The 23,775-nt window shown below is 72.4% G+C and carries 23 protein-coding genes and 3 pseudogenes; 21 read left to right on the top strand and 5 right to left on the bottom strand.

What is annotated here, in order from left to right; translation table 11 throughout:
- Positions 1–13 precede the first annotated feature (13 nt).
- Positions 14–1,342, bottom strand: coding sequence for a bifunctional diguanylate cyclase/phosphodiesterase (locus MMR14E_RS00300; RefSeq protein WP_331312282.1), 1,329 nt, complete (start codon positions 1,340–1,342; stop codon positions 14–16).
- On the opposite strand from MMR14E_RS00300, the gene MMR14E_RS00295 reads away from it, so the two are divergent.
- Positions 1,342–1,827, top strand: a complete 486-nt coding sequence (locus MMR14E_RS00295; RefSeq protein WP_331312281.1) for a hypothetical protein — start codon at positions 1,342–1,344, stop codon at positions 1,825–1,827. The two genes, MMR14E_RS00300 and MMR14E_RS00295, sit on opposite strands and share 1 nt — an antisense overlap.
- Before the next feature lie 86 nt (positions 1,828–1,913).
- Positions 1,914–2,993 carry a PAS domain-containing protein gene (locus MMR14E_RS00290; protein ID WP_331312280.1) on the top strand — a complete coding sequence of 360 codons (1,080 nt, stop codon included), beginning with the start codon at positions 1,914–1,916 and terminating at the stop codon, positions 2,991–2,993.
- Positions 2,994–3,145: 152 nt separating this feature from the next.
- On the opposite strand, the gene MMR14E_RS00285 is transcribed toward MMR14E_RS00290, so the two are convergent.
- Positions 3,146–3,964, bottom strand: coding sequence for a universal stress protein (locus tag MMR14E_RS00285; protein ID WP_331312279.1), 819 nt, complete (start codon positions 3,962–3,964; stop codon positions 3,146–3,148).
- Positions 3,965–4,257: 293 nt separating this feature from the next.
- Here MMR14E_RS00285 and MMR14E_RS00280 point away from each other — a divergent pair.
- The 4 genes and pseudogenes from MMR14E_RS00280 to MMR14E_RS00265 all read left to right on the top strand — a co-directional run.
- Positions 4,258–5,382, top strand: a pseudogene (locus tag MMR14E_RS00280) (HAD-IC family P-type ATPase); the annotation flags it as partial.
- Positions 5,363–5,668, top strand: a pseudogene (locus MMR14E_RS29105) (heavy metal translocating P-type ATPase); the annotation flags it as partial. The pseudogenes MMR14E_RS00280 and MMR14E_RS29105, both read left to right, overlap by 20 nt.
- 94 nt (positions 5,669–5,762) lie before the next feature.
- Positions 5,763–6,575 carry a universal stress protein gene (locus MMR14E_RS00275; protein WP_331312278.1) on the top strand — a complete coding sequence of 271 codons (813 nt, stop codon included), beginning with the start codon at positions 5,763–5,765 and terminating at the stop codon, positions 6,573–6,575.
- A gap of 296 nt (positions 6,576–6,871) precedes the next feature.
- Positions 6,872–7,276 (top strand): BLUF domain-containing protein, encoded by a 405-nt coding sequence (locus MMR14E_RS00265; RefSeq protein ID WP_331312277.1) that lies wholly within the window; start codon positions 6,872–6,874, stop codon positions 7,274–7,276.
- Between the two features lie 45 nt (positions 7,277–7,321).
- On the opposite strand, the gene MMR14E_RS00260 is transcribed toward MMR14E_RS00265, so the two are convergent.
- A complete protein-coding gene (locus tag MMR14E_RS00260) occupies positions 7,322–7,450 on the bottom strand; it encodes a hypothetical protein (protein ID WP_331312276.1) in 129 nt (42 codons plus the stop codon).
- A 96-nt stretch (positions 7,451–7,546) separates the two neighbouring features.
- Entirely contained in the window at positions 7,547–8,407 is an 861-nt protein-coding gene (locus tag MMR14E_RS00255; protein WP_331312275.1) for a universal stress protein, read from the bottom strand.
- 281 nt (positions 8,408–8,688) lie between these two features.
- Between MMR14E_RS00255 and MMR14E_RS00250 the strand changes: the two genes are divergently transcribed.
- The 3 genes from MMR14E_RS00250 to MMR14E_RS00240 all read left to right on the top strand — a co-directional run bounded on the left by MMR14E_RS00250 (position 8,689) and on the right by MMR14E_RS00240 (position 11,313).
- Entirely contained in the window at positions 8,689–10,239 is a 1,551-nt protein-coding gene (locus tag MMR14E_RS00250; protein ID WP_331312274.1) for a PAS domain S-box protein, read from the top strand.
- Positions 10,229–10,837, top strand: a complete 609-nt coding sequence (gene fixJ / locus MMR14E_RS00245; RefSeq protein ID WP_331312273.1) for a response regulator FixJ — start codon at positions 10,229–10,231, stop codon at positions 10,835–10,837. The genes MMR14E_RS00250 and fixJ overlap by 11 nt, the downstream gene beginning before the upstream one ends.
- Before the next feature lie 89 nt (positions 10,838–10,926).
- On the top strand, positions 10,927–11,313 hold the full coding sequence (locus MMR14E_RS00240) for a response regulator transcription factor (RefSeq protein WP_331312271.1): 387 nt from the start codon (positions 10,927–10,929) through the stop codon (positions 11,311–11,313).
- Here MMR14E_RS00240 and MMR14E_RS00235 read toward each other — a convergent pair.
- Positions 11,310–11,933 carry a potassium channel family protein gene (locus tag MMR14E_RS00235; RefSeq protein WP_331312270.1) on the bottom strand — a complete coding sequence of 208 codons (624 nt, stop codon included), beginning with the start codon at positions 11,931–11,933 and terminating at the stop codon, positions 11,310–11,312. The genes MMR14E_RS00240 and MMR14E_RS00235 overlap by 4 nt on opposite strands.
- A 175-nt stretch (positions 11,934–12,108) precedes the next feature.
- Between MMR14E_RS00235 and MMR14E_RS00230 the strand changes: the two genes are divergently transcribed.
- The 12 genes and pseudogenes from MMR14E_RS00230 to MMR14E_RS00175 all read left to right on the top strand — a co-directional run bounded on the left by MMR14E_RS00230 (position 12,109) and on the right by MMR14E_RS00175 (position 23,671).
- Positions 12,109–12,348, top strand: a complete 240-nt coding sequence (locus tag MMR14E_RS00230) for a biotin/lipoyl-containing protein (RefSeq protein ID WP_331312269.1) — start codon at positions 12,109–12,111, stop codon at positions 12,346–12,348.
- A 223-nt stretch (positions 12,349–12,571) separates the two neighbouring features.
- Positions 12,572–13,735, top strand: coding sequence for an allantoinase PuuE (puuE, locus tag MMR14E_RS00225; protein ID WP_331312268.1), 1,164 nt, complete (start codon positions 12,572–12,574; stop codon positions 13,733–13,735).
- Between the two features lie 174 nt (positions 13,736–13,909).
- Positions 13,910–15,406, top strand: a complete 1,497-nt coding sequence (locus MMR14E_RS00220) for an NCS1 family nucleobase:cation symporter-1 (RefSeq protein ID WP_331312267.1) — start codon at positions 13,910–13,912, stop codon at positions 15,404–15,406.
- Positions 15,407–15,571: 165 nt separating this feature from the next.
- Positions 15,572–16,309: an aspartate/glutamate racemase family protein gene (locus tag MMR14E_RS00215; protein ID WP_331312266.1), complete on the top strand. Its 738-nt coding sequence runs from the start codon at positions 15,572–15,574 to the stop codon at positions 16,307–16,309.
- Between the two features lie 99 nt (positions 16,310–16,408).
- The gene (locus MMR14E_RS00210; protein ID WP_331312265.1) at positions 16,409–17,776 is read left to right on the top strand and encodes an MFS transporter; all 1,368 of its coding nucleotides are present in this window, start codon (positions 16,409–16,411) and stop codon (positions 17,774–17,776) included.
- Between the two features lie 96 nt (positions 17,777–17,872).
- Positions 17,873–19,117: pseudogene (locus tag MMR14E_RS00205) on the top strand (HAD-IC family P-type ATPase); the annotation flags it as partial.
- A 15-nt stretch (positions 19,118–19,132) separates the two neighbouring features.
- On the top strand, positions 19,133–20,194 hold the full coding sequence (locus tag MMR14E_RS00200; RefSeq protein WP_331312264.1) for a phosphotransferase: 1,062 nt from the start codon (positions 19,133–19,135) through the stop codon (positions 20,192–20,194).
- 320 nt (positions 20,195–20,514) lie between these two features.
- Positions 20,515–20,715 (top strand): hypothetical protein, encoded by a 201-nt coding sequence (locus MMR14E_RS00195; protein WP_331312263.1) that lies wholly within the window; start codon positions 20,515–20,517, stop codon positions 20,713–20,715.
- Between the two features lie 30 nt (positions 20,716–20,745).
- Positions 20,746–21,390: a BON domain-containing protein gene (locus MMR14E_RS00190; protein WP_331312262.1), complete on the top strand. Its 645-nt coding sequence runs from the start codon at positions 20,746–20,748 to the stop codon at positions 21,388–21,390.
- A 260-nt stretch (positions 21,391–21,650) separates the two neighbouring features.
- Positions 21,651–22,466, top strand: coding sequence for a universal stress protein (locus tag MMR14E_RS00185; protein WP_331312261.1), 816 nt, complete (start codon positions 21,651–21,653; stop codon positions 22,464–22,466).
- The gene (locus tag MMR14E_RS00180) at positions 22,466–22,798 is read left to right on the top strand and encodes a cytochrome c (RefSeq protein WP_331312260.1); all 333 of its coding nucleotides are present in this window, start codon (positions 22,466–22,468) and stop codon (positions 22,796–22,798) included. Before MMR14E_RS00185 ends, MMR14E_RS00180 begins: the two co-directional genes overlap by 1 nt.
- A 12-nt stretch (positions 22,799–22,810) precedes the next feature.
- Positions 22,811–23,671: a universal stress protein gene (locus MMR14E_RS00175; RefSeq protein WP_331312259.1), complete on the top strand. Its 861-nt coding sequence runs from the start codon at positions 22,811–22,813 to the stop codon at positions 23,669–23,671.
- Positions 23,672–23,775: the final 104 nt, after the last annotated feature.

Here is a 23,775-nt window from a genome sequence, read left to right as displayed (position 1 = left end):
CGCCGCCCGCCGACTACGAGGCGCGGGCCAGCGACAGGACCGGGCGCGCGTCGGCGGCCGGGCTCCCGTCCGGATCGCCGGCGCCCGCGCTCGGCGGCGGCACACCCTCGATCCGCGCGATGAGCGCCGCGACCTCGTGGACCGGGCGCGCCGGGCTGTAGAGGAAGCCCTGCGCGATATCGCAGCGCTTGTCCCGGAGGACGTCCAGTTGCTGGCGGGTCTCCACGCCCTCCACCGTGACGCTCATCGACAGGGCGCGCGCCATCCGGGCGATGGCCTCAACGACGGCGACCTTCTCGGGCCGGCCCTGCAGGTCGCGCACGAAGGAGCGGTCGACCTTCACCTTGTCGAACGGGAATTCGGTCAGGTAGCTCAGGCTCGAGTAGCCCGTGCCGAAATCGTCCAGCGCGATGCGCACGCCCGTCGCGCGCAGGCGCTTCAGGTTCTCCAGCACCTCCGGACCGTGGTCGAGCAGCACCGACTCGGTGATCTCGATCTCGAGCCGATCGGGCGCGAGGCCGGTCTCGCGCAGAACGGCCGCGACCTCGGCGTGGAAGCCCGGCATCCGCACGTGGATGGAGGAGATGTTCACCGCGATCTTCAGGTCGGACCACGTGCGGGCGTCGGTGCAGGCGCGGCGCAGGGCCCAGCGGCCGATCTCGACGATGAAGCCGGTCGCCTCCGCGATGGGGATGATCTCCCCGGGCGAGACCCAGCCGTACCCGGGCTTGTTCCACCGCAGCAGCGCCTCGAAACCCGCGACACGACCGCTCCGCATGTCCACCAGGGGCTGGTAGTGCAGCTCCATCTCGTCCGCCGCGAGGGCCGCACGCATGTCCAGGTCGAACTGCCGCTGGCGGACGACCCGCTCCTCCAGCGACGGGTCGAAGGTCCGCCAGCAACCCTTGCCGTCCGCCTTGGCGGCGTAGAGGGCGAGATCGGCGCGCATGAGCAGGCTGGCAGGCTCGATCGCGTCGTCCGGCACGTAGGCGATGCCGACGCTGACGCCGACCTCCAGCCGGGCCTCGTCGATCTGGAACGGCCGGCGCAGCTCGGTCACCACGCGGGCGGCGAGGGCCTCGGCCGCGGGCCGGCCGAGGTCGCGGACGACCATCGCGAACTCGTCGCCGCCGAGGCGGAACAGGCTGTGCGGGTGACCGATGGCGAGCAGGCGTGCCGTGACCGCGCGCAGCAATCGGTCGCCGACGAGGTGGCCGCGACTGTCGTTGACGGCCTTGAAGCCGTCGAGGTCGAGATAGAACAGCGCGCTCGGATCCTCCGCCGTGCGGACCGCGCGGCAGAGCGTCCCCAGCGCGTCCTGGAAGCCGCTGCGGTTCGGCAATGCCGCGCCCGTTCGAGGACGGCGAAGCGTCGGCGGCGACCACCCTGCCGCGGCGGTCGAACTGGATCGACGCCGGCGCGCTGTCGAGCGCGCCCGGCATCGCCCCGCATCCGGCATTCGGCAGCGACATTTCAATACCCAGGCAGGAGACGGCTCTCCGCGTCTCGCATGCGAGGATGACCGCTCCGGGCTGCCAGAGTCTCAAGCCGATCGCCGGAATTCCTGTCCGATCGCGCTCGCGGAGATCGTATTTCCTGTCATTCCACCGGACACTTCCGGAGCTTCGGACGCAGTGGAATTTTTTGTTCCATCACGCGGCATATCCATCGCATTCGACCGATAGATACATTGTCGAAATCTGGCATCCGCCGATCGCCGCGATCGAGGCCGCGGCAGGCTTCGTTTCCCAAGCGCTCGGCGGCCCGCACGACACTGACATCCACCATCGAATGTCAGTCAATATGGATCGAATTCTGTCTTATTAACGCTTTTACGGACGCGATTATGGCATTCCGCATTCCAGTTATGGCGCACTGGCGATCGGGGTGAGGCGATGCCGACACGTGCATTGATGCGTCCGCAGGCGAAGACCGAGATCGGCGCCGCGCCGCGCGGCTTCTCCTCGCGTCACTACCTGAAGCTGATCGAGGATACGGGAAAAGTCGGCTTCTGGTCGGCGGACCTGCGCTCCGAGCGGCTGGACGCGTCGCCGGGCCTCTACCGGATTCTGGGCCTCGACCCGACCACGGAGATGACCTTCGGCTTCGGGCTCGACATGATCCACCCGGAGGATCAGGCCGCGCACGGTGACCAGATCGCCGTGCTGCGCTCCGGCCAGCCGGTCAGTCGCGAGTTCCGCATCATCCGGCCCGACCGGACCCAGCGCTGGCTCCTGCACCACGCCGAGGTCATGCTCGGCGCGGACGGGCACCCGAGCCAGGGCATGGGCGTCGTGTTCGACGTCACGGCGCAGCACGAGACCATGAACGCGCTCATGCAGCGGCATGACCGGCTGAACGCGCTGATCGCCGCGACGGCAGCGGTCTTCTGGGTCAACAAGGCGAACGGTGAGCCGAGCGAGATGCCGCAATGGATGGCCCTGACCGGTCAGTCCCACGCGCAGATGCAGGGTCTGGGCTGGCTCGACGCCGTCCACCCGGACGACCGCTCGCGCACGCTCGCGGCCTGGACCACGGCGGTGGAGCACACGGCGCCCTACAACACCGATTATCGCGTCCTGTGCGCGGACGGGATCTACCGGTGGTTCAACGCGCGCGGCGCGCCGGTGCTGAACAAGGACGGCTCCGTCCGCGAATGGGTCGGAGTCTGCCTGAACGTTCCCGGACGGACCCGCTACGGGGCACTGCCGCCCGAGGCGGCCCCGCCGCCGGGGGCCGCGCAGGGCTCGGCCGGCGACGAGACCCTGATCCCGAGCCAGATCCGCTCGGCCCGCGCGATCACCGGCCTGTCGAAGGATGAGCTGGCCGCGCGGGCCAACGTCTCGGTCTCGACCCTCAACCGGCTGGAGGACCCGACCTCGGCGGTCCGGTCGCGCTCGGACACCCTCCTCGCCGTGCGCCGTGCCCTGGAGGAGGCCGGCGTCGAGTTCATCTTCGAGGCGGGCAAGAAGCCCGGCGTCCGCGAGGCCTGACCGCGCGTCCGGGCGGGCCCGTCGGTCCGGCGCTTCCGACACGGGGTCGCGGCGCGATCTGCCCCGGCTCCGGCATGGCCCCGCGGGTGGGCCGTGGGATGCATCGGTCAGGGGCCGGACCCGCCCCGGACGGGCGGAAGGGACCGCGCCGGTCAGTGGCTCATCAGGCAGCAGACCGATGCTTCGGCGAGGAGGTCGCGGGTCACCCCGCCGAAGAACCATTCCCGCACGCGGCTGTAGCCGTAGGCGCCGGTCACGATCAGGTCCGCGTCGGCCTCGACCGCCGCCCGCCGGAGTTCCTCGGCGACCGTCCAGCCCGAGGGCGCGATCCGCCGCGGCGCCGCGCGCACGTCGTGGAGCGCGAGATACCGGGCCACGTCCTCGATCTCGGACACGTCCTCTTCCTCCGTGACCCGCAGCACCTCGACCGTCTCGGCCCGCCTCAGCAGCGGCATCGCGTCCGACACGGCCCGGCGGGTTTGCGGCGTGTTCTTCCACCCGATGACGACCCGCCGCGCCGCCACGCGCTCGACGCCGGGCGGGACGACCAGCACCGGGCGGCCCAGCCGCATCAGCGCGTCGCCGAGATCGACGGCCGCACCGGGCGAGACGCCCTCGTTCCCGGCGTAGCGCCCGACCACGACGAGATCGGCGGCCCGCGCCTGCTGCGCGAGGAAGCGCACTGGCTGGTCGAGCTCCGAGCGCCATTCGACGCGCTCGCTCCGGGATCCCGCGTCGCGGAACGCCTGCTCGAGGCCCGCGAGCCGGGCGAGGGCGGCCTGGCGGATCTCCTCGATGACCATGCCCATGGGCACGGCCGTCTCGCCGTAACCCCGGGGATAATCCGGCTGGCACGCGGCGACGCCGACGAGGCGCGTGCCGAGACGAAGCGCGAGGTCCGCGGCGAGCCGCACCCGCAGCGGGGCGTGCAGTCCGTCGTCGACCGCGACCATGAGGCTGACGTAAGACATGGGAAGGTCCTGCGACGGCAAGCGGTGAACGCCGTCCACCCTGCATCCGCCCCTGCGGCGGGACCTTGATCCAGCTCAAGTCCGGCCGGGCCGCGGGTCTGGCCTCAGTTGATCCAGCTCAAGGCCGCGCGCGGCCGCCCGCAGCAGGGTCGTGACCGTAACGGTGCCGCTCGCGCCGCGCCCGGCGGGCGCGGGAGGCACACCCGGGGAGCGAGGTCCGGATGTTCGTCGCACCGTCTGCGGTTGCCCGGTCGCTGTCGCGGGTGCAGCGTCCGCGATGGCCGCTCCGTCCGGTGCGCGCCGACACCGACCGCGTCCCAGATTCGGTCGCGACCTTCTGGACGGCGACCCCGGCTTCGCTGGCGGCGGCCCTCGGCTGCGCGACGGACGGCCTCTCGGCGGAGGAGGCCCGACGCCGCCTCGCCCGGTACGGCGCCAATGTCGACGCGCCCGCCGCCGTCGCGACTCGTCTCGGCGCCGTCCTGCGGCGGATCCTCGAGCCGCTCTCGGCGATCCTGCTGGTGGCGGCGCTGATCGCGGCCGGGACCGGAGACTGGATCGGCGGCACGATCATCGTGGCCATCCTGGCGCTCTCGATCGGACTCGATACCGTTCAGGAGGGGCACGCGCTGAAGGCCGCCGAGGCCCTGCGCCGCTCGGTCGCCCTCAAGGCGGAGGTCCGCCGCGACGGCACCTACACGACGATCCCGGTGGCGGACGTCGTGCCGGGCGACCTCATCCGCGTCCGGGCCGGCGACATCGTCCCGGCCGACGCCCTCGTGGTCGCGAGCAACGCCTTCACGGCCGCGGAAGCCGCGCTGACCGGCGAGCCCTATCCGGTGGAGAAGCGGCCCGGGGCGGCAGCCGTCGCCGACCCGACCGAGGCCGCCAACGCGCTGTTCCGCGGCGCGGTGGCGCTGACCGGGGAAGCGGTTGCGCTGGTCGCAGCCACGGGCCGGGCCACCATGTTCGGCGCGGCCGCCGCGACCCTCGCGGAGCCGCCGGAGGCCTCACCGTTCCAGCGGGACCTGCGCGCGTTCGGTCTGGTGGTCGCCCGGATGACGATCGCCCTCGTCGTGGCGGTCCTGGCCTTCCGCGTCGCCTTCGGCCGTCCCGTCCTCGACTCGCTGCTCTTCTCGGTGGCGCTGGCGGTCGGGCTCACCCCCGAACTCCTGCCGATGATCACCACCGTGACCCTGTCCCGCGGCGCCCTGCGCCTGGCCGAGCGGAAGGTGATCGTGAAGCGCCTCGCGGCCATCCACGACCTCGGCGCGATGACGATCCTGTGCACCGACAAGACCGGCACCCTGACCGCCGCCGAGATCGCCCTGACGCGCAGCCTCGACGGGGGCGGTCGCGACGACCCGCGGGCCGCCCGGCTCGCCGCCGTCGCGGCCNCGCGGTGCGGCGGCTGCGGCCGAGGCGGCCGACGTCGTCCTGCTGGTCGACAGCCTGGCGCCGCTCCCCGGCGCGATCCGGATCGCCAAGCGGGCGCGCGCGATCGCGCTGCAGAGCGTGTGGGTCGGCCTCGGACTCTCCCTCGGCGGCATGGTCGCCGCGGCGCTCGGTCGGCTCTCGCCGATCCAGGGAGCACTGCTGCAGGAGTTCATCGACGTCGCCGTGATCCTCAACGCCATGCGCGTGCTCGTCGTTCGAGCGGACGGGCCGGCGCCGCCGACGGGAACGGGTCCGCACCGCCCCTGACGTCGCGCGCGCCGGACCTTGCGATGGATCAAGGTTCCCGGAGCCGCCGAAGCTCAGGCTCGCACCGTCGGCACGACGCGTGGCGGAGGTGGACATGGACTGCGCGAACATCCTCGTCTCCGCCGATCTCGGCGAGCGGGCGCCGGACCGCATACGCGTCGCCGCCGGCCTCGCCCGCCGGTTCGGGGCCGCGCTCACGGGCGCGGCCGCCCACGCCGTGCCGGCACCGATCCTGGTGCGGGACGCCTGCGACGCCGCCGCGCAGGCAGCGCGCAACAGGGCGCAGATCCAAGCCCTCCTGGATCAGGCGCGCACGAGCTTCGAGCGCGCGGCCGGCGACGGCGTTCGGACCGACTGGCGCGCGGACTTCGCCGACGCGACCACGCATCTGGTCCAGCAGGCGCGGGCGGCGGACCTCGTCGTGGTGAGCCGTCGCGGACCGGGCGACGAGGATCCCGGGATGCTGGGTGTCGAACCCGGCCCGGTCCTGATGGAAGGCGGCCGGCCGGTCCTCGTCGTGCCGCCCAGGGTCGCCGGTCTCGCGGCGGCCCGCGTCGTTGTCGCGTGGCGGGACAGTCCCGAGGCGCGGCGGGCGGTATCGGCCGCCCTGCCCTTCCTGCGCGCCGCCGACCACGTCACCGTGGCGGCCGTCGGCGCGGGACTCCGGTATGAGAGCGCGGAGGACGTGGCCGGTCACCTCGCACGGCACGGCGCTCACGTCGCCGCGCACCGGCTGCAGACCGCCGACGACGACGGTTCGGAGCTCCTGCGCTTCGCCCGGCGGGCGGACGCGGACCTGATCGTCATGGGAGCCTACGGGCACTCCCGGCTGCGGGAATGGCTGTTCGGCGGCGTCACGCGCGACATCCTCGAGCGCTCGCCGATCTGCGGCCTGATGTGTCAGTGATGTCCGCCGTCCGCCTCCTCCGGGTGGCCGTCGCGCTCCATGGGCTCGCCGTTCCGGCCGCGGTGCGCGTGGCCCCGGCCGCGGGCGGGCGCTCGCGCACGCGGTCTGCGGGCGATGCCACGCGGTCCGCGCGACGGGCACAAGCCCGATGCCGGAGGCGCCGCCGTTCCGCGCGCTCGCCGGGCGCTTTCCGGTCGACGACCTCGCGGCCTACCGCGAGGCGCTGGAGCCGTGAGGCGGATGCAGGGTCGGCAGCGCGGTCGAGGCTTCGCGGATCCGGGTCGGAGGACGCCGCCATGGACGGGTCGCTTCTCTACGTCAGCCGTCGTCTGGCGACGCCAGCCGACGTCCGGGACATCGTCGAGGCCTCGCGGCCCCGGAACGGCCGCCTCCAGGTCACGGGAGCGCTCGTCGCATCGCGAAGCCGGTTCGCGCAGATCCTGGAGGGGCCGCGCCCCGGCGTGGACGCGCTGATGGACAGTATCCGGCGCGACGGGCGCCATGCGGGCGTCGAGGTTCTGCTCTACGACGACATCGCGCGGCGACGCTTCCCGGACTGGACCTTGGCCTATTCCGGCGCGTCCGTGTACGTCGACGGCCTGATTCGCGCGGTGACCGAGCGCGCGCAGGCCCGGCCGCATCCCGCCGACGTCCGCCGCCTGGTTCGCGGCATCGAGGATCTCGCGCGCGCCGGGCTCTGATGGGCCGGGCGCCCCCCCCCGGCGGGGGGCATCGGCCGAGCCCCGTCACTCGATGAAGCCCCAGCCGGCCTCCAGGGCGGCGAGTTCCTCCTCGCTGAACGGGCCGAGCCACGCCGCCCGGTTCGGGGCCCGCTCCTGGGCCGGCACCTCCGCGGCCTCGGGTTTCGTCGGCACGGACCGGGCCGGCGGGCGCGCGCGGCGGCGGGTCCGCCCGGGTTCGCCGCCGCCACTCCGTGAGGATCTGCGCTTSGCCATGGCGACCTCCCGGCTTCAGCGGGCGAGGAACAGCGGTGCCGGGCTGCCCCTCAGGAAGGAGCGCGTGACGCCACCGAAGAAGTACTCGCGCGTGGGCGAATGCCGGTAGGCGCCCATGACGATCAGGTCGGCCCGGTGCAGGCCGGCTTGCGCGCGGAGCGTGTCGGCCACGCTGTCGCCCTTCGGCAGGTCGGTGACGCTGACCTTGACCCCGTGGCGCGCGAGGTGGGGCGCGAACTCCGCGCCCGGGACGGCCTCGTAGATCTCCGCCTCGGTGCCGACCGAGACGATCTCCACCGCCTCGGCCGCGCGCAGGAACGGCAGGGCGTCGTTGGCGGCGCGCGCGGCCTGGGCACTGCCGTCCCAGGCCACGATGATCCGCCGCGCGGCGAACGCGTCGTGTCCGGGCGGCACGGCGATGACCGGCCGACCGCTCTGGAAGAGCGCCGCCTCGATCATCTCGCGGTCCAGGTCGTAGGTCCGCGGGCCGACATCCACGACCGTCAGATCGTGGAGGCGCGCCCGCGTGGCCAGACGGTTCACGATCTCCGGATAGGGCAGGCTCGGCACCTCCGTCGTGCAGACCACCCCGGCCTGCGCCGCGTCCCCGGCCGAGCGCTCCGCGATGGAGCGGGCCAGCGCGTCGAGGCGGCGATCCATGACCGACAGGCCCGCGTCGGCGAATTCGCCGAGCCACGCGTCGTCGCCCGAGAGTCGCCAGGAGGCCGACTGGATTGTGAGATGGGCGCCGGCGGCCTTGGCCAAGGTCAGGCCGTAGCCGATGGCCGACGACGCTGCCTCGTGCTCGCCTTCCACGGCGGTTCCGACGAGGATGTCGCGGATGCACGCGAGCTGCGATGGGGCGGATCTGGACATCGAGCGTCTCCGGTCTGAGCTGCCTCCATCGTTCCACCCGCCGCGGCCGGCCGGCCTTGATCCAGCTCAAGCGAGGTTCTCAGCACGGGACGATCGTCCGACCCCGTCGAAGAACGGTCCCCGTCCGAGGAATCCTCCGAAGCCGGCAGCCGGAGCGGCCGAACGGCTATTGCAAGTTGCAGAAACGCGGTAATTTCGCATCCGCCTGACGCACGAGGTCCGGGACGCGGCCACGAGGGGCACGCGACAGCGCGGCTCGCCGGACCGTCCAGAGGCGCGCGATGATGAAGCCCGTCGACACGCCCGACGCAGACCGGAACCGTATCGTCACCGCGGAGCGGGACGAGCTCTGGCAGACCCTCGACGACGTCGGCATCGGGATCTGGTCGCTCGACATTCCGACCGGTCGGGCCACCGTCTCGCCGACCTGCGCGCGGCTCTTCGGCGTTCCGCTCGAACGATTGACGACGTTCGCGGCCTCGCAGGCGCTGCTGCATCCGGACGATCGATCGGCCCGGGCCGCGGCGATCCAGCACGCCTTGCGCGAGGGCGGGAGCTACGAGGTCGATTACCGCGTCGTCCGGCCCGAGGGGACTGTCGGCTGGTTGCGCTCCCGCGGTCGGGTGAGCCTCGCCGGAGACGGACAGCCGGCGTGGCATCGCGGTGTCGTCCTGAGCATCGACGCGCAGAAGCGGGCCGAAGCGGAGCTCCGCGCCCGCGAGGCGCATCTGCACTCGATCCTCGATACAGTGCCCGAGGCCATGATCGTCATCGACGAGGCAGGCCTGATCCACTCGTTCAGCGCCGCGGCCGAGCGCCTGTTCGACTACCCGGCCGCCGAGGCTGTCGGACAGAACGTCCGCATCCTGATGCCCGAGCCCGTGCGGGGCGAGCACGACGGCTACCTCGAGCGCTATCGGCGCACGCGCGAGCGGCACATCATCGGCACCCACAGGGTCGTGACGGGCCGCCGGCAGGACGGATCGACGTTCCCGATGGAGCTCGCCATCGGCGAGACGCGCTCGGGCGGGAAGGCCTACTTCACCGGTTTCATCAACGACCTGACCGAGCGCCAGCATACCGAGGCCCGGCTCCACGAACTCCAGTCCGAGCTGGTCCACATGTCGCGACTCAACGAGATGGGCCAGATGGCATCGACGCTCGCGCACGAGCTGAACCAGCCGCTCGGAGCCATCAGCAACTACGCCAAGGGCTGCAAGCGCCTCCTGGCGCGTCCCGACCCGGAGAACATCGCCCGGGCACTGGAGGTGTTCGACAAAGCCGCCGAGCAGGCGTTGCGAGCCGGGCAGATCATCCGGCGCCTGCGCGAGTTCGTCGCCCGGGGCGAGGCGGAGAAGCGCGCCGAACCCGTCGCGCGGCTGATCGAGGAGGCGAGCGCGCTGGCTCTGGTCGGCGCACGTGAGCAGGGCATCGTGGCGCGCGTCGCCCTGGACGCGCGGGTCGGTTCGGTCCTGGCCGACCGGGTGCAGGTGCAGCAGGTCCTGGTGAACCTGATGCGGAACGCCCGCGAGGCCATGCAGCACAGCGAGCGCCGCGTCCTCACCGTGCAGGCGCGGCCGATCGGCCCGGACGCCATCGAGATCGCCGTATCCGACACGGGCCCGGGCATCGCGGACAGCATCGCCGACAGAGTGTTCCAGCCGTTCGTGACCACCAAGATAAGCGGCATGGGCGTCGGGCTCTCGATCTGCCGGACCATCGTCGAGGCGCATGGCGGCCGCTTGACCGTCGAGCGCAACGGCGCGGGCGGAGCGACCTTCCGGCTGACGCTCCAGGCGACGCGTGACGAGGACTGGCTCGATGGCACCTGACCTCGTGCACGTCGTGGACGATGATCCGGCCATGCGGGACTCCGTCGCCTTCCTGCTCGGGACGGAAGGCTTCGCGGTGCGGCTCTACGAGGCCGGATCGGACCTGCTCGATCGGCTGGTCAAGCCGGCCACGGGCTGCGTCCTGACCGACATCCGCATGCCGGGCATCGACGGGCTGGAGCTGCTCCGCCGCCTGCGGGGGGCCGGGTACCGGCTTCCCGTCGTCATGATGACCGGACACGGCGACGTGCCGCTCGCGGTCCAGGCCATGAAGCTCGGCGCCTGCGACTTCATCGAGAAGCCGTTCGATGACGAGACCCTGTTCCAGGCGCTCCGCACGGCCCTGCAGCGCGGCGCGTCGGCTGCCGCGGAGAACCCGGACCTCCAGGATTTCCTCCGGCGCGTCGAGACGCTGAGCGCGCGTGAGCGGCAGGTGCTGGACCATCTGGTCGCCGGCAGTACCAGCAAGGAGATCGGACGCGCCCTCGCGATCAGCCCCCGGACCGTGGAGATCTACCGGGCCAAGCTCATGTCCAAGACGCGGGCGGAAAGCCTGCAGGACCTGGTGCGCTGGTCGGTCCTGGCCGGCCTGACCTGACCCGGCCTTGAGGCAGGTCAAGGCCGGCGGCGGCGACACTCTCCAAGCTCGGCGCCGCAAGCCCTGACGCCCCGGCACCGGCGAACGCAATGCTCCCAGCCCCGTCGAACCTCATCTACGTCGTGGATGATGACCCGGCCATCCTGCACTCGACCCGCTTCCTGCTGGAGAGCGAGGGCCACAGGGTGGAGACCTTCGCCAGTGGGCGCGAGTTGCTGGCCGCGTTCCCCGGGCCGAACCCGACCTTCGTCCTGCTGGATCATGTCATGCCGGGGATGGACGGGCTCGAGGTGTGCGGCCGGTTGCGGGACCTCGATGCCGGCGTGCCCGTGATCCTGATCACGGGCCATCCGGATCCCGGCATCCGGACGCGCGCCAGCGCCGCGGGAATACCGCTGGTCGAGAAGCCGCTGGCGTTCGATGCCCTCATGGGCATGCTCGTCGCCGGCCCGGTCGCCGGGGCCTGCCCGCACTAGGACTCGCGGCATTCCCTCGCGGGCGGCCGGCCCGTCGACGCGGCGGTGCGCGGCCGCGAACCGCACGTCGATGAGGCGGGCCGTCCGCGGTCGGGCTGGCCGAGTGGCGGAGCGGCAGAACCTCCGCCGCACGGGATCCGGCCCGGTTCCGCGTCGAGGCCGGCCGCGCGCGCGCCCCGAGGCGCGCATGCGGTCCCGTGCAGCGGCCAGTACCGCTCCATGGCGAGATAGGTGAACGAGGCCGACCAGCCGATCAGGAGCAGGCCGTTGAGCGCCTCGATACCCGCCAGCAGCCGGGTATGCGAGGTCGGGAAATGGTCGCCGAACCCGAGGGAGGTGTAGGCCACCACGGAGAAGTACAGGCAGTCCTCGAAGGTCTCGACCGGCACGCCCGCGAAGGCGCCTACGCCCAGCCGGAGCACCAGCAGCCAGTAGGCTGCGGCGTAGATCCAGACCGCGACGGTGTGCCCGACGAAGCTCATGAGGACCACGGCCAGGATGCGGATCCGCGGCGGGACCGGGAGTTCGGACAGGTGCTCGGAGGTCAGCCGCAGCGTCTCGTAGAGTACCAGGATCGTGGATCCGACGAGGATGACGCTGGCCATCATGGCGAGGAGCATGGCGCTGGACCGGGTGGCTGATCCCGTCGACTCTGCTCCAGGCGGCGCAGGCTTCATTGATGGAGCGCAAGCCGCTCCGGTCCCGCGCGGTGATCCAGATCAAGGCGAGCGTCCGCGGGATGGCCCCTCCTCGCGGCAGCGCCCTGTCACGGACGCCGCAACACGGGAGGCGACGATGGCCGACGTGCGTGTAGCCGAGGAGCTCTGGTCGACCGGTACGCTGCCCGAGGGCATTCTGGAGCGGTGGCTCAAGGCGGACGGAGCGCGCGTGCGGGCCGGCGAGGCCGTCGCCGCAGTGCGGATCGGCGCGGCTTTGCACGACATCGCCGCACCGGCCGACGGCCAGCTGACGATCGTCGCGGCCATCGACGCGGTCGTCGACCCCGGCTGCATCATCGCCGAGATCCGGGCCTGACGCCCCGCCGCCGCGCTGGGGACCGCGCCGCCCGCCGGGAGGCGGGCGCGTCCTGATCGAGGACGGTCCGGCGGCGGGCCGACGGCAGTCCGCACGACGTCGTTTCGGCAGCCGCATCAATTGTCGCGACATCTAAACGCGCAACCTATCAATCAAGCCGAACAAGATATTGGACCAACGGTCGGCGGTGCGTCTATCTCGCGTTGGAACGAGGGATCACGCCATGTTCGACCTCGACCAGGACTATCCCCGCGACATGGTCGGGTACGGCCGGCACCGGCCGGACCCGGCTTGGCCGGGGGGCAAGCGCGTCGCCGTCCAGTGCGTCATCAACTACGAGGAGGGCGGCGAGAACTGCATCCTCCACGGTGACGCGGCGTCCGAGGCCTTCCTCTCCGAGATCGTCGGCGCCCTGCCCTGGCCGGGTCAGCGCCACACCAACATGGAGTCGATCTACGAGTACGGCGCCCGCGCCGGCTTCTGGCGCCTCTGGCGCGCGTTCACGCGCCGCAACCTCCCGGTCACGGTCTTCGGCGTCGCCTCCGCGATGCAGCGCAACCCCGAGGCCGTCGCCGCCATGGTGGAGTCCGGCTGGGAGATCGCCAGCCACGGCCTGCGCTGGATCGACTACCGCGACCACAGCCCTGAGGCCGAGCGCGCCGACATCGACGCGGCCGTCGCGCTCCAGGCGGCGCTGACCGGCAGCCGGCCCCTCGGCCTGTACCAGGGGCGGACCTCCGCGAGCACGCTCGCCATCGGCGCCGCCGAGGGCGGATTCCTGTACCTGGCCGATTCCTACGCCGACGACCTGCCCTACTGGCTGCGGATCGGCGGCCGTCAGCAGCTCGTCGTCCCCTACACCCTCGACGCCAACGACATGCGGTTCGCGACCGCCCAGGGCTTCAACAGCGGCGACCAGTTCTTCGGCTACCTCAAGGACACGTTCGACGTCCTGTACCGCGAGGGCGAGGCGGGACGGGGCGGCATCATGTCGGTGGGGCTCCACTGCCGCCTGGTCGGGCGTCCGGGGCGGATGGCCGCGCTGGAGCGGTTCCTCGACTACGTGGGCGATCACACCGACGCCTGGGTGACCACGCGGCTGGACATCGCCCGCCACTGGATCGCGGCCCATCCGCCGCGCGGCGGCTACCGGCCGACCCGCATGGGCCGCGCCCTGTTCGGCGCGGTCTTCGGCCCGGTCTGCGCCGGGCTGTCCGACGCGTCGCACGCGGCGGGCGCGGCGATGGCGGATCAGGTCTACGCGCGCGGCCTTCCCGCGGAGGCGGACGACCCGTCCGGGCTGGCCCGGCTCCTCGCGGAGTCCGCGGGTGCCCCGGCCGAGGCGGGCACTGCCCGGAGCAGACTCGAGGGGGTCATCGGGAAATAGAGACGCCGTCCAGCCCAGATACGAAGTTCACAATCTGGCCGAGGTCTGTTTTCGACCAACGCTTCACAGGATCAGGAGACGGAGAGTCATAGGTTTTGCATGGCGATCCCAGCGGGTCGTCAGCGTCACGGAAAAGGCCCGGCAACAGGGCTGCGCCAGTCAGGGAGAAACGCCATGTACGCACAGGTCGAGGGCGCGGGCATCAGCACGGCCGTGTCGGACGAACGGGAAGCCGTCGTCATCAAGCCGAGCTACGATCCGGATCTCGTGAACGAGGATCTCGCCCCGCTGCGCAAGCAGACCTGGGGCACCTACAACATCTTCGCCTTCTGGATGTCTGACGTCCACAGCGTCGGCGGATACGTGACCGCCGGCTCCCTGTTCTCGCTGGGCCTCGTGAGCTGGCAGGTGCTGGTCGCCCTGCTCGTCGGCATCGGGATCGTGCAGGTCTTCTGCAACCTCGTCGCCAAGCCGAGCCAAGTGACCGGGACACCGTACCCGGTGATCTGCCGCGCCGCCTTCGGAGTGAAGGGCGCCAACATCCCGGCGATCATCCGCGGGCTGATCGCGGTGGCGTGGTACGGCATCCAGACCTACCTCGCCTCGGCGGCCCTGACCGTGGTGGCCCTGCGCTTCTTCCCCGAGTTGGCCGTCTACGCCGACCTTAAGCAGTACGGCTTCGCGGGCCTCTCGGCCCTCGGCTGGGCCGCCTTCATGACCCTCTGGGTGCTGCAGGCACTGGTCTTCTGGCGCGGCATGGAGGCGATCCGCGTGTTCATCGACTGGGCCGGCCCGGCTGTCTACGTCGTGATGATCGCGCTCGCCGGCTACCTCGTCTACAATGCCGGCCTCGCCAACATCGGCCTGTCGCTCGGCGAGGTGAAGTATACCGGCTGGGACGCGCTGCCGGTGATGATCAACGCCGTCGCCCTCGTGGTCTCCTACTTCTCCGGCCCGATGCTGAACTTCGGCGACTTCTCGCGCTACGGTTCGAGCTTCGCAGCGGTGAAGCGGGGTAACTTCTGGGGCCTGCCGGTGAACTTCCTGGGCTTCTCGCTGCTCACCGTCATCACCGCCTCCGCCACCGTGCCGGTCTTCGGCCACCTGATCACCGACCCCGTCGAGACGGTGAGCCGGATCGACAGCACCTTCGCGGTGGTGCTCGGCGCCCTGACCTTCATGACGGCGACCATTGGGATCAACATCGTGGCGAATTTCGTCTCGCCGGCCTTCGACTTCTCGAACGTGTCCCCGCGGCGGATCTCCTGGCGGATGGGTGGGATGATCGCGGCCGTCGGCTCGATCTTCATCACGCCGTGGAACCTCTACAACAACCCGGCCGTGATCCACTACACGCTCGACGTGCTCGGCGCCTTCATCGGCCCGCTGTTCGGGATCCTGATCGCCGACTTCTACCTCGTGAAGAAGGAACACGTCGTCATCGACGACCTCTACACGATGAGCCCCGCCGGGACGTACTGGTACAATGGCGGGTACAACCGCGCCGCGGTGACGGCCATCATCCCATCGGCCCTGATCCCCGTGCTCTGCGTGATCCTGCCGGGCTTGGAGGGCGTGGCGAACTTCACGTGGTTCATCGGCTGCGCCCTGGGCTTCGCGATCTACACCGCCCTCATGCGCCGCCCCGCGGGCGCAGCCCGTCCTGCCTGAGCCCGTCCGGACCGGGGCCCGCCCCGGTCCGGATCGGAGACACGAACGGCCCGGCGGCGCGGCCTGACCCGCGCCGCCGGGCCTCCCCCGACCTCCCCATCCCCGGCCGGCTGCGTGCGGGCCTCTGCCCGGCCATCCGGCCGGCTCCCGCCACCCGAGGGCGCCATGCGGATCCTGCTGCTCAATCCGAACACCAGCACGTCTGTGACTGACCTCCTGGCCGGGCAGGTCGGGACGATGGCGGGCGCGGCCGCGACCTTCGTGCCGGCCACCGCGCGGTTCGGCGCCGCCTACATCGCCAGCCGGGCGGCCCTGGCCATCGCCGGCCACGCCGCCCTCGACGCCTTCGCGGAGCACGGCCGGGACTGCGACGCGGTCTTCCTCGCCTGCTTCGGCGATCCCGGGCTGCTGGCCCTGCGCGAGGTCTCGCCGGTCCCGGTGGTGGGGATGCTCGAAGCGTCGTGTCGTGAGGCCCAGCGGGTCGCCGCGCGCTACGCCATCGTGACCGGCGGGGCCCTGTGGAAGCCGATGCTCCGCGAGTGCGTCGCGAGCCTCGGCGTCGGCGACGGCCTCGTGGGCATCCGGGCGATCGCGCGCACCGGCGGCGAGATCGCCAAGGACCCGGAGGCAGCGCTGTCCGACCTCGCGGCCGCCTGCCGGGCCTGCGCCGAGGAGGATCGCGCCGAGGCGGTGATCCTCGGCGGCGCCGCCCTGGTCGGCCTCGCGGCCCGCCTGCAGCCGCACGTGCCGGTCCCGGTCCTGTGCTCGGTCACGTCGGGGGTGAAGGCGGTCGTCGCCGCCGCGGCGGCGCCCTACCGGCGCCCGCCCGCCGTCGCCGCGGACAATGTCGGTCTCGGCCACGCCCTCGCGACACTGCTCGCGCCGCGCGAAGCCATCGGCTGAGACGGGGCGGGCGGCCGCCGGCGCGAGACTGGCAGCCGTCCTGCATCGCTCGGAGTTTCAACCCCCCGTTCCGGATGGGGCAACCCTGTGGGGCCAGCCATGACGATCCAGGCGCACCACGCGACCGACGTGCCGGCCCTCGCGGCGCCCGCGCGCCTGGACGACGCCTACCGCCGGATCACGTGGCGGCTGCTGCCGTTCCTGATGGTCCTCTGGATCCTGTCCTGGATCGACCGGGTCAATATCGGCTTCGCCAAGCTGCAGATGCTGGCCGAGCTCCGCTTCAGCGAGACGGTCTACGGCATCGGCGCGGGGATCTTCTTCATCGGCTACTTCCTATGCGAGGTGCCGAGCAACCTGCTGCTGGAGCATATCGGCGCCCGCAAGACGATCGCGCGGATCACCCTGTTGTGGGGGCTCTGCTGCGTGGCGATGATGTTCGTCACCACGCCGGCGTTCTTCTACGTCCTGCGCTTCCTGCTCGGCGTCTTCGAGGCCGGGTTCTATCCGGGTGTCATCCTGTACCTGACCTACTGGTATCCGAGCGAGCGCCGGGCGAAGGTGTTCGGGCTGTTCATGTCGGCCTCGGCGCTGGCCGGCGTCATCGGGGGGCCGCTCGCGGGCGCGATCATGTCGGGGCTGCACGGCGTCAACGGCTGGTCCGGCTGGCAGTGGGTGTTCCTGCTCGAGGGCATCCCGTCGATCCTGGCCGGGATCGTCACCCTGTTCTACCTCACGGACCGGCCCGCCAAGGCCGGCTGGCTGACGGCGGAGCAGAAGGCGCTGGTCGAGGCCGACCTCGCGCGCGACGCCGCGGCCCTCGGCCACCGCGAGCACCGGATCCTCGCCTCGCTGAAGGACGCGCGCGTCTGGCAATGCATCGCGATCTTCTTCTGCATCGTCACGGCGAACTCGGCCCTGACCTTCTTCGGCCCGAGCGTGGTGCGCGATGCCGGCTTCACCGACCCGCTGACGGTCGGCTGGATCATGTCGGCCGCCTATCTCTGCGGCGGCGCCGGGATGATCCTCAACGGCCGCCACTCGGACCGGACCGGCGAGGCGCGGCTGCATTGCGGGGTCCCGGCCTTCGTCGGGGCGCTGGCCATCGCGCTCACCGGCGTGTTCATCGCGGGCGCCCCGGTCCTGGCGCTGGTCATGCTCGGCGTGGCGATCGTCGGCACGATGAGCGCGATCCCGGTCTTCTGGCAGATCCCCGGCCGCTTCCTCGCCGGGTCGGCGGCGGCGGCCGGCATCGCCCTCATCAACTCGGTGGCCAACCTCGCGGGCTTCGGAGCGCCGGCCGCGATGGGCTACCTGCGCGAGCAGACCGGCTCGGTCGCGACCGGCCTGTGGCTGGTCGCCGCCGTCGAGGCCGCGGCGCTCGTCCTGATCCTGGCCTTCGTCCCGCCGGCGACGCCGGAGATGGGGCGGCGCGCCCGGGCCCGCGCGGCGCRCGRGCCGGCGTGAACCGCAGCACGAGAGGGAGGCTTTCTTGGAACACGGACCCGATCGACACGCTCTGACGCGGCGCGGCCTCGTCGCGACGGGGCTCGGCGCCGCGGCCGCGGCTTCCNGCTCGACCGCGTCCGGGCGCTGGCCGCGGACGGTCTGCGCGGCATCGCGGTGGCCTCGCGCGCGGCCTCGACCGAGGCGGCCGATGCGGACGAGACGGATCTGGTTCTGGAAGGCTTCTGCGCCTTCGCGGATCCGCCCAAGGCGACCGCCGCGGCGGCCATCGCCCGCCTCGCGGCCGCGGGCGTCCGCGTGAAGATCCTGTCCGGAGACGATCCGGTCGTGGTGCACCGCTTGGCCGGGCTCGTCGGTCTCGCGGGCGAGACCGCGCTGTCCGGGGCCGAGGTCGCCGCACTCGGCGACGAGGCGCTCGCGGTGCGCGTGCGCGCAGTCGACGCGTTCGGGCGCCTCACCCCGGATCAGAAGGTGCGGGTGGTGCGCGCCCTCAAGGCCGACGGCGCCGTGGTGGGCTTCCTGGGCGACGGGATCAACGACGCGCCGGCCCTGCGGCAGGCCGATATCGGCCTGTCGGTGGAGGGCGCCACCGGCGTGGCCCAGGCGGCGGCCGACATGATCCTGCTCGCCCCCGATCTGGAGGTCGTGGCCGACGGCGTGGCCGAAGGACGCCGGACCTTCGCCAACATCCTGAAATACGTCCGCATGGGCGCGAGCTCGAACTTCGGCAACATGCTGTCCATGGCGGCGGCCTCGGTGGCCCTGCCGTTCCTGCCGATGCTGCCGACCCAGATCCTCCTGAACAACCTGCTCTACGACCTCTCCGAGGTCGGCATCCCCTTCGACGGGGTGCGGCCGCAGGCCACCGCCGAGCCGCAGATCTGGGACATGGCGCGCCTCGTCCGCTTCGCCGCCGTGATGGGCCCTCTCTCGTCCCTGTTCGACCTGCTGACCTTCGCGCTCCTGCTCGTCGTCTTCGGCGCGACGCCGGAGATGTTCCGCACGGCCTGGTTCCTGGAGTCGATGGCGACGCAGATCCTCGTGATCTTCGTCATCCGCACGGCCGGACGGCCCTGGCGCGACCGGCCGAGCCCCGCACTCGCGGCCTCCTCGCTCGCCGCCCTCGCGCTCGCCCTGACGCTGCCGTTCACGCCCGCGGGTGCGTGGTTCGGCTTCGCGCCACCGCCGGCCCCCGTGCTCCTGGCCGTCCTGACGATCACGCTGACCTACCTGCTCGTGGCCGAGGTGCTGAAACCCATCGTGCTCGGCGGCCACCCCGCGGCCGGGCAGGGCCGCGGCCGGCCGGGGCTGCAGCGTCCTTCCGGACCGGCCGGAACCTAACAGGGGATCGCCGCAATGCCGTTCGAGGATCAGAGCGCGGTCGAGACGTTCCTGCGGCGGTCGCTGGCCGACAGGGGCGCGGTGGAGACCGTGGCGACCCACATCTCCCGGCTCTTCCTGGCGGGCGACCGCGTGCTCAAGCTGAAGCGCGCCGTGCGCTTCCCGTATCTCGATTTCTCGACCCCCGAGCGCCGCCTCGCCGCCTGTGCGGCCGAGGTCGCGGTCAACCGCAGGACCGCGCCGGCGCTCTATCGCGAGGCCCGCCGGATCACCCGCGAGCCGGACGGCAGCCTGGCCTTCGACGGCGCCGGCGACCTCGTGGACGCCGTCGTGGAGATGCGCCGCTTCCCGGACGCCGACCTGTTCGACACGATGGCCCGGGACGGGCGCCTCGGGCCGGAGCACATCGCCGAACTCGCGCGGGTGCTGGCGGCCTTCCATGCCGGGGCGGAGATCCACCGCGCGCGGGGCGGGGCCGCTGCCATGGCGGCGCTCGTGGACATGAACGACGCCGCGCTCCGGGCGAGCGGCCTCGTGTCGGCCGACACCGCCGAGGCCCTCGCGGCGCGGTTCCGGGCCGTCCTGGCGCGGCACGCCCCGCTGCTCGACGCCCGCCGCGCCGCCGGAAAGGTCCGCCGCTGCCACGGCGATCTGACGCTGCGCAACATCTGCCTGTTCGAGGGCCGGCCGACGCCGTTCGACGGGATCGAGTTCAGCGAGACTATCGCGACGATCGACGTGCTGTACGACCTCGCCTTCGTGCTGATGGATCTCTGGCACCGCGACCGCCCCGACCTGGCGAACCTCCTGTCGAACCGCTACCTCGACGCGGCCGACGAGACCGACGGGATCGGCCTGCTGCCGTTCCTGATGGCCACGCGCGCCGTGATCCGCGCCCACGTCACGGCGTCCCGGGCGGCGGGCGCCGACGACGCGGGCAGCGCGCTGGCGGAGGCGCGGGCCTATCTCGACCTCGCGCGGGACCTGCTCGCGGACGCCCCCGCGTCCCTGCTGGCGGTGGGTTCGAGGGGAAATTGCCGTCAACCGCCGTTCGGCGCCCTGGGCGCCTGGGGTTGAAACAGGCCGGGTGGACGGACGGACCGGTGCGACGCGCCTCTTGCGCCTCCGGGGCACGCGCAGCTCTATGCTGGGCCGTGCGTCCGTCCATCGTGGTCCCGACCTCGATGGACGGACGCACGGCGCCCGGGGCCCGCCGCGTCGCCGTCGCGCCGCGCCTCGCGGGTGCTCTGCGACTCGCGCCTCACGTCCATGTCGGCCTCCCGGTGGCGGATGCCGGGGATCGTGCAGGCGGCCGGGATCGACGGCGTTGAGGTGGATCAAGGCGGCCCGGGACCGCGTCGGCAGGATGCCTCGCGTCAGCAGGACGGGAGCGAACGATGGCCCTGGTGCTCCGAACCACCTTGATCACGACGGTCGGCCGCGCGCGGGGGCCGGCCTCGCTCAGACCGAAGAACGACGCCGGTCGCCGGGTCGTCGCCGATGCGGCGCGCTACCGGTCCATCGGCAGCCTGCAGGCGCTGGGGCTCGCCGTCGCGGGCGTGGCGGTGACGCCGGCGCTCCTGTGGCTGGCCCTCTGAGGGACACGGCCGAGATCGGGGAGATGGGCGATGGACGACAAGACCGTGCACCAACACGTGCTCGACGAGCTGACCTACGCGCCGATGATCGACGCCGCGCAGATCGGCGTCACCGTCGAGAACGGCATCGTCACCCTCAGCGGGCATGTCCGGAGCTACGCCGAGAAGGGCATCGCCGAGCGCGTCGCGCTGCGGGTCCGCGGCGTCCGGGCCGTGGTCGAGCAGATCGAGGTCCGCTACCCGGACAATCCCGCCATCGGCGACGAGGCCCTGGCCGAGCGCTGCGCCCGGGTCCTCGAATGGGACGTGCAGATCCCGGACGAGGCGGTGACGCTCAAGGTCGAGCGGGGCTGCGTCACGCTCCAGGGATGCGTGCCCCATTACCACCAGAAGGCGGCAGTCGATCAGGCGCTGCGGCGGCTCGCGGGCGTCACCGACATCGTCAACCTCATCGCGGTCAGGCCGTCGGTGCGGCCGTCCGAGATCAAGGACAAGATCTTGGCGGCGCTGAAGCGGAGCGCGCGCGATCCCGACACGATCCGCGTCCACGTCGACGGTGACACGGTGATCCTGGACGGCTGCGTCGACGTCTGGAGCGAGCGCGAGCTGGCCGAGCGCGCCGCGTGGTCAGCCCCCGGCGTGCGCGCCGTCGAGGACCGCCTGACACTCGCGTGAGGTCGGTCCGGTGCGGGCCGTGGTCCACGCGGACGCGGCGGCAGACCCGACACGCGAGCCGGTCCCGGCACGGACGCGCGCACGGATCGGCTCGGCGCCCTCTCCGGGAGCCGCCACGCACGTGCCCCGATCCGCCCGGCCACGCGGGCCGGACCCGGGCCGGTCCCCAATCCACCCCGTTGAGCTGGATCAAAGCCCGGGCCGCGCGCGCGGGCCAGGGTGCCTCTGCCGGGCCGATCGCCCGGTCACGGGAGGCGATCATGCGGATCTCCAACATCTTGGTCTCGGTCGATCTCGGCGCGGCCGCCGCGGACCGCGTCCGGCTCGCCGCCGACATCGCCGCGCGCTTCGAGGCCACCCTGACCGGCGTCGCCGCACGGCAGCTCGTCACCATGATCCCGGTCGAGAGCGCCGACGCGTCGGAGCGCGTCTTCGAGATCGAGGAGACGCGGGCGAAGGAGGAGTTGGCCGAGGCGCGGGCGCTGTTCGCCCGCGAGGCGGGCGACCGGGTCAGGACCGCGTGGCGGGGCGTACTGGCCGAGCCCCTGGCCTACCTGGTCGAGCAGGCCCGCGCCGCCGACCTCGTCGTGGTGGGCCGCCTCGGCCCGGCCGACGGCGACCCCGGGTTGATGGGCGTCGCCGCAGGGGGCCTGCTGATGGAGGTGGGGCGGCCGGTCCTCGTCGCACCGCCCGGGATCGAGCGCCTCGCCGCCAAGCGGGTCGTCGTGGCCTGGAAGGATACCCGCGAGGCCCGCCGCGCCGTCCACGACGCCTTGCCGTTCCTGGTCCGGGCCGATCAGGTCCACGTCGCGGTGGCCGGTCAGGACGCGCGACGGGACGGTGCGGCCGACGTCGCCGCGTACCTCGCGAGCCACGGCGTCAGCGCCGCCACCCACCTGCTGCACCAGCCCGCGATCGGCGCCGCGGACGAGATCCTCCGGTTCGCCCGGCGGGAGGACGCGGACCTCATCGTCATGGGTGCCTACGGCCATTCCCGACTGCGCGAGTGGGTCTTCGGGGGCGCCACGCGCGACATGCTCCAGGGCACGTCCCTCTGCTGCCTGATGAGCCACTGATGCGCGCGGCCCCGATCCTGCGCGCCGCCGTCCTGGCACCCGCGCTCGTCCTCCTCGCCGCGCCCGCGGCGGCCTGGGACCGGCAGGTGCGACAGGGCGAAACCCTCGCCCGGACCAGCTGCGCCCGGTGCCACGCGGTGGGGCGTGTCGGGGACAGCCCGCTGCGCGCCGCGCCGCCGTTCCGCGACCTGCACAAGCGCTACCCGGTCGAGGATCTCGCCGAGGCGCTCGTCGAGGGCATCCGGACCGGCCACCCGAGCATGCCCGAGTTCCGCTTCGACCCGGATCAGGCGCAGGACCTGATCGCCTACCTGAAATCCCTGGACCGCTGAGGAAGAACCGCGATGTATCTCCGCTGTCTTCTCGTCCCGACCGGGCCGGGGCTCGACGCCACGCATCGGCTGGACGCCGCGCTGCGGCTCGGCCGGCGCCTGCACGCGCACATCGCCGTCGCCTTCGTAGCGCCGGGCCCCGAGCACGTGCTCGCCGGCATGGCGAGCCTCGCGCACGTGGACGGCACCACCATCGAGGCCATCCGGCAGGGGGTGCGGGAGGCGGCGGCCGACGGCAGGGCGGCCCTGGCGGCGTGGTGTGCCCGGGAGGGCGTACCCCTCGTCGCGGGCTCCGATCGCCTGGACGCCACCTTCGCGACCTGGACCGAGCTGTCGGGGGAGGTCGAGCCGATCCTGACGCTGCGCGGGCGGGTCAACGACCTCGTCATCGTCGACCGGCCCGATCCGGCGCGCGCCTTCACCACCCGGGCGCTCGACACGGCCCTGTTCGCGATCGGGCGACCGACGCTGATGGTCGGCGAGGCGGTCCCGTACGACCTGCTCGATCACGTCGTGGTCGCCTGGAACGGCAGCCTGGAGGCCACGCGTCTGATCTCCCAATCCATCGCGCTGCTGCACGACGCCGCCCGCGTGACAGTCGTCCACGCGCCGACCGAGCGCTTCGAAGAGGCGCGCGCGGCCGACCTCTGCGCCTACCTGCGCTGGCACGGGATCACCGCGGAGGCCGTCAGCCTGCCGGTCGACGACGGGACGCCGGTCGGCGCGGCGATCCTGGCCGAGGCGGAGCGGCGGAACGCCTCCATGCTGGCGCTGGGCGCCTACACCCACAGCCGCGTGCGCGAGTTCCTGCTGGGCGGCGTGACCCGCCACGTGACCGAACACGCGCGCATCCCGGTGCTTATGACGCACTGAGCGCGCGCTTCGCCGCCGATCCTCCCCGGTCCTCGATGCCGCCGCGGGTGTCGGGATACCCCGCGGGCGGGTCGGCCGGCGCGTCTCCGCCGAGGGTGGGTTGC

This window comes from Methylobacterium mesophilicum, assembly GCF_036441335.1.
In the GTDB taxonomy this organism is placed as follows: domain Bacteria; phylum Pseudomonadota; class Alphaproteobacteria; order Rhizobiales; family Beijerinckiaceae; genus Methylobacterium; species Methylobacterium mesophilicum_B.
The sequence above is the reverse complement of the archived record's forward strand: the minus strand, read 5'-3'. Positions and strand labels throughout refer to the sequence as shown.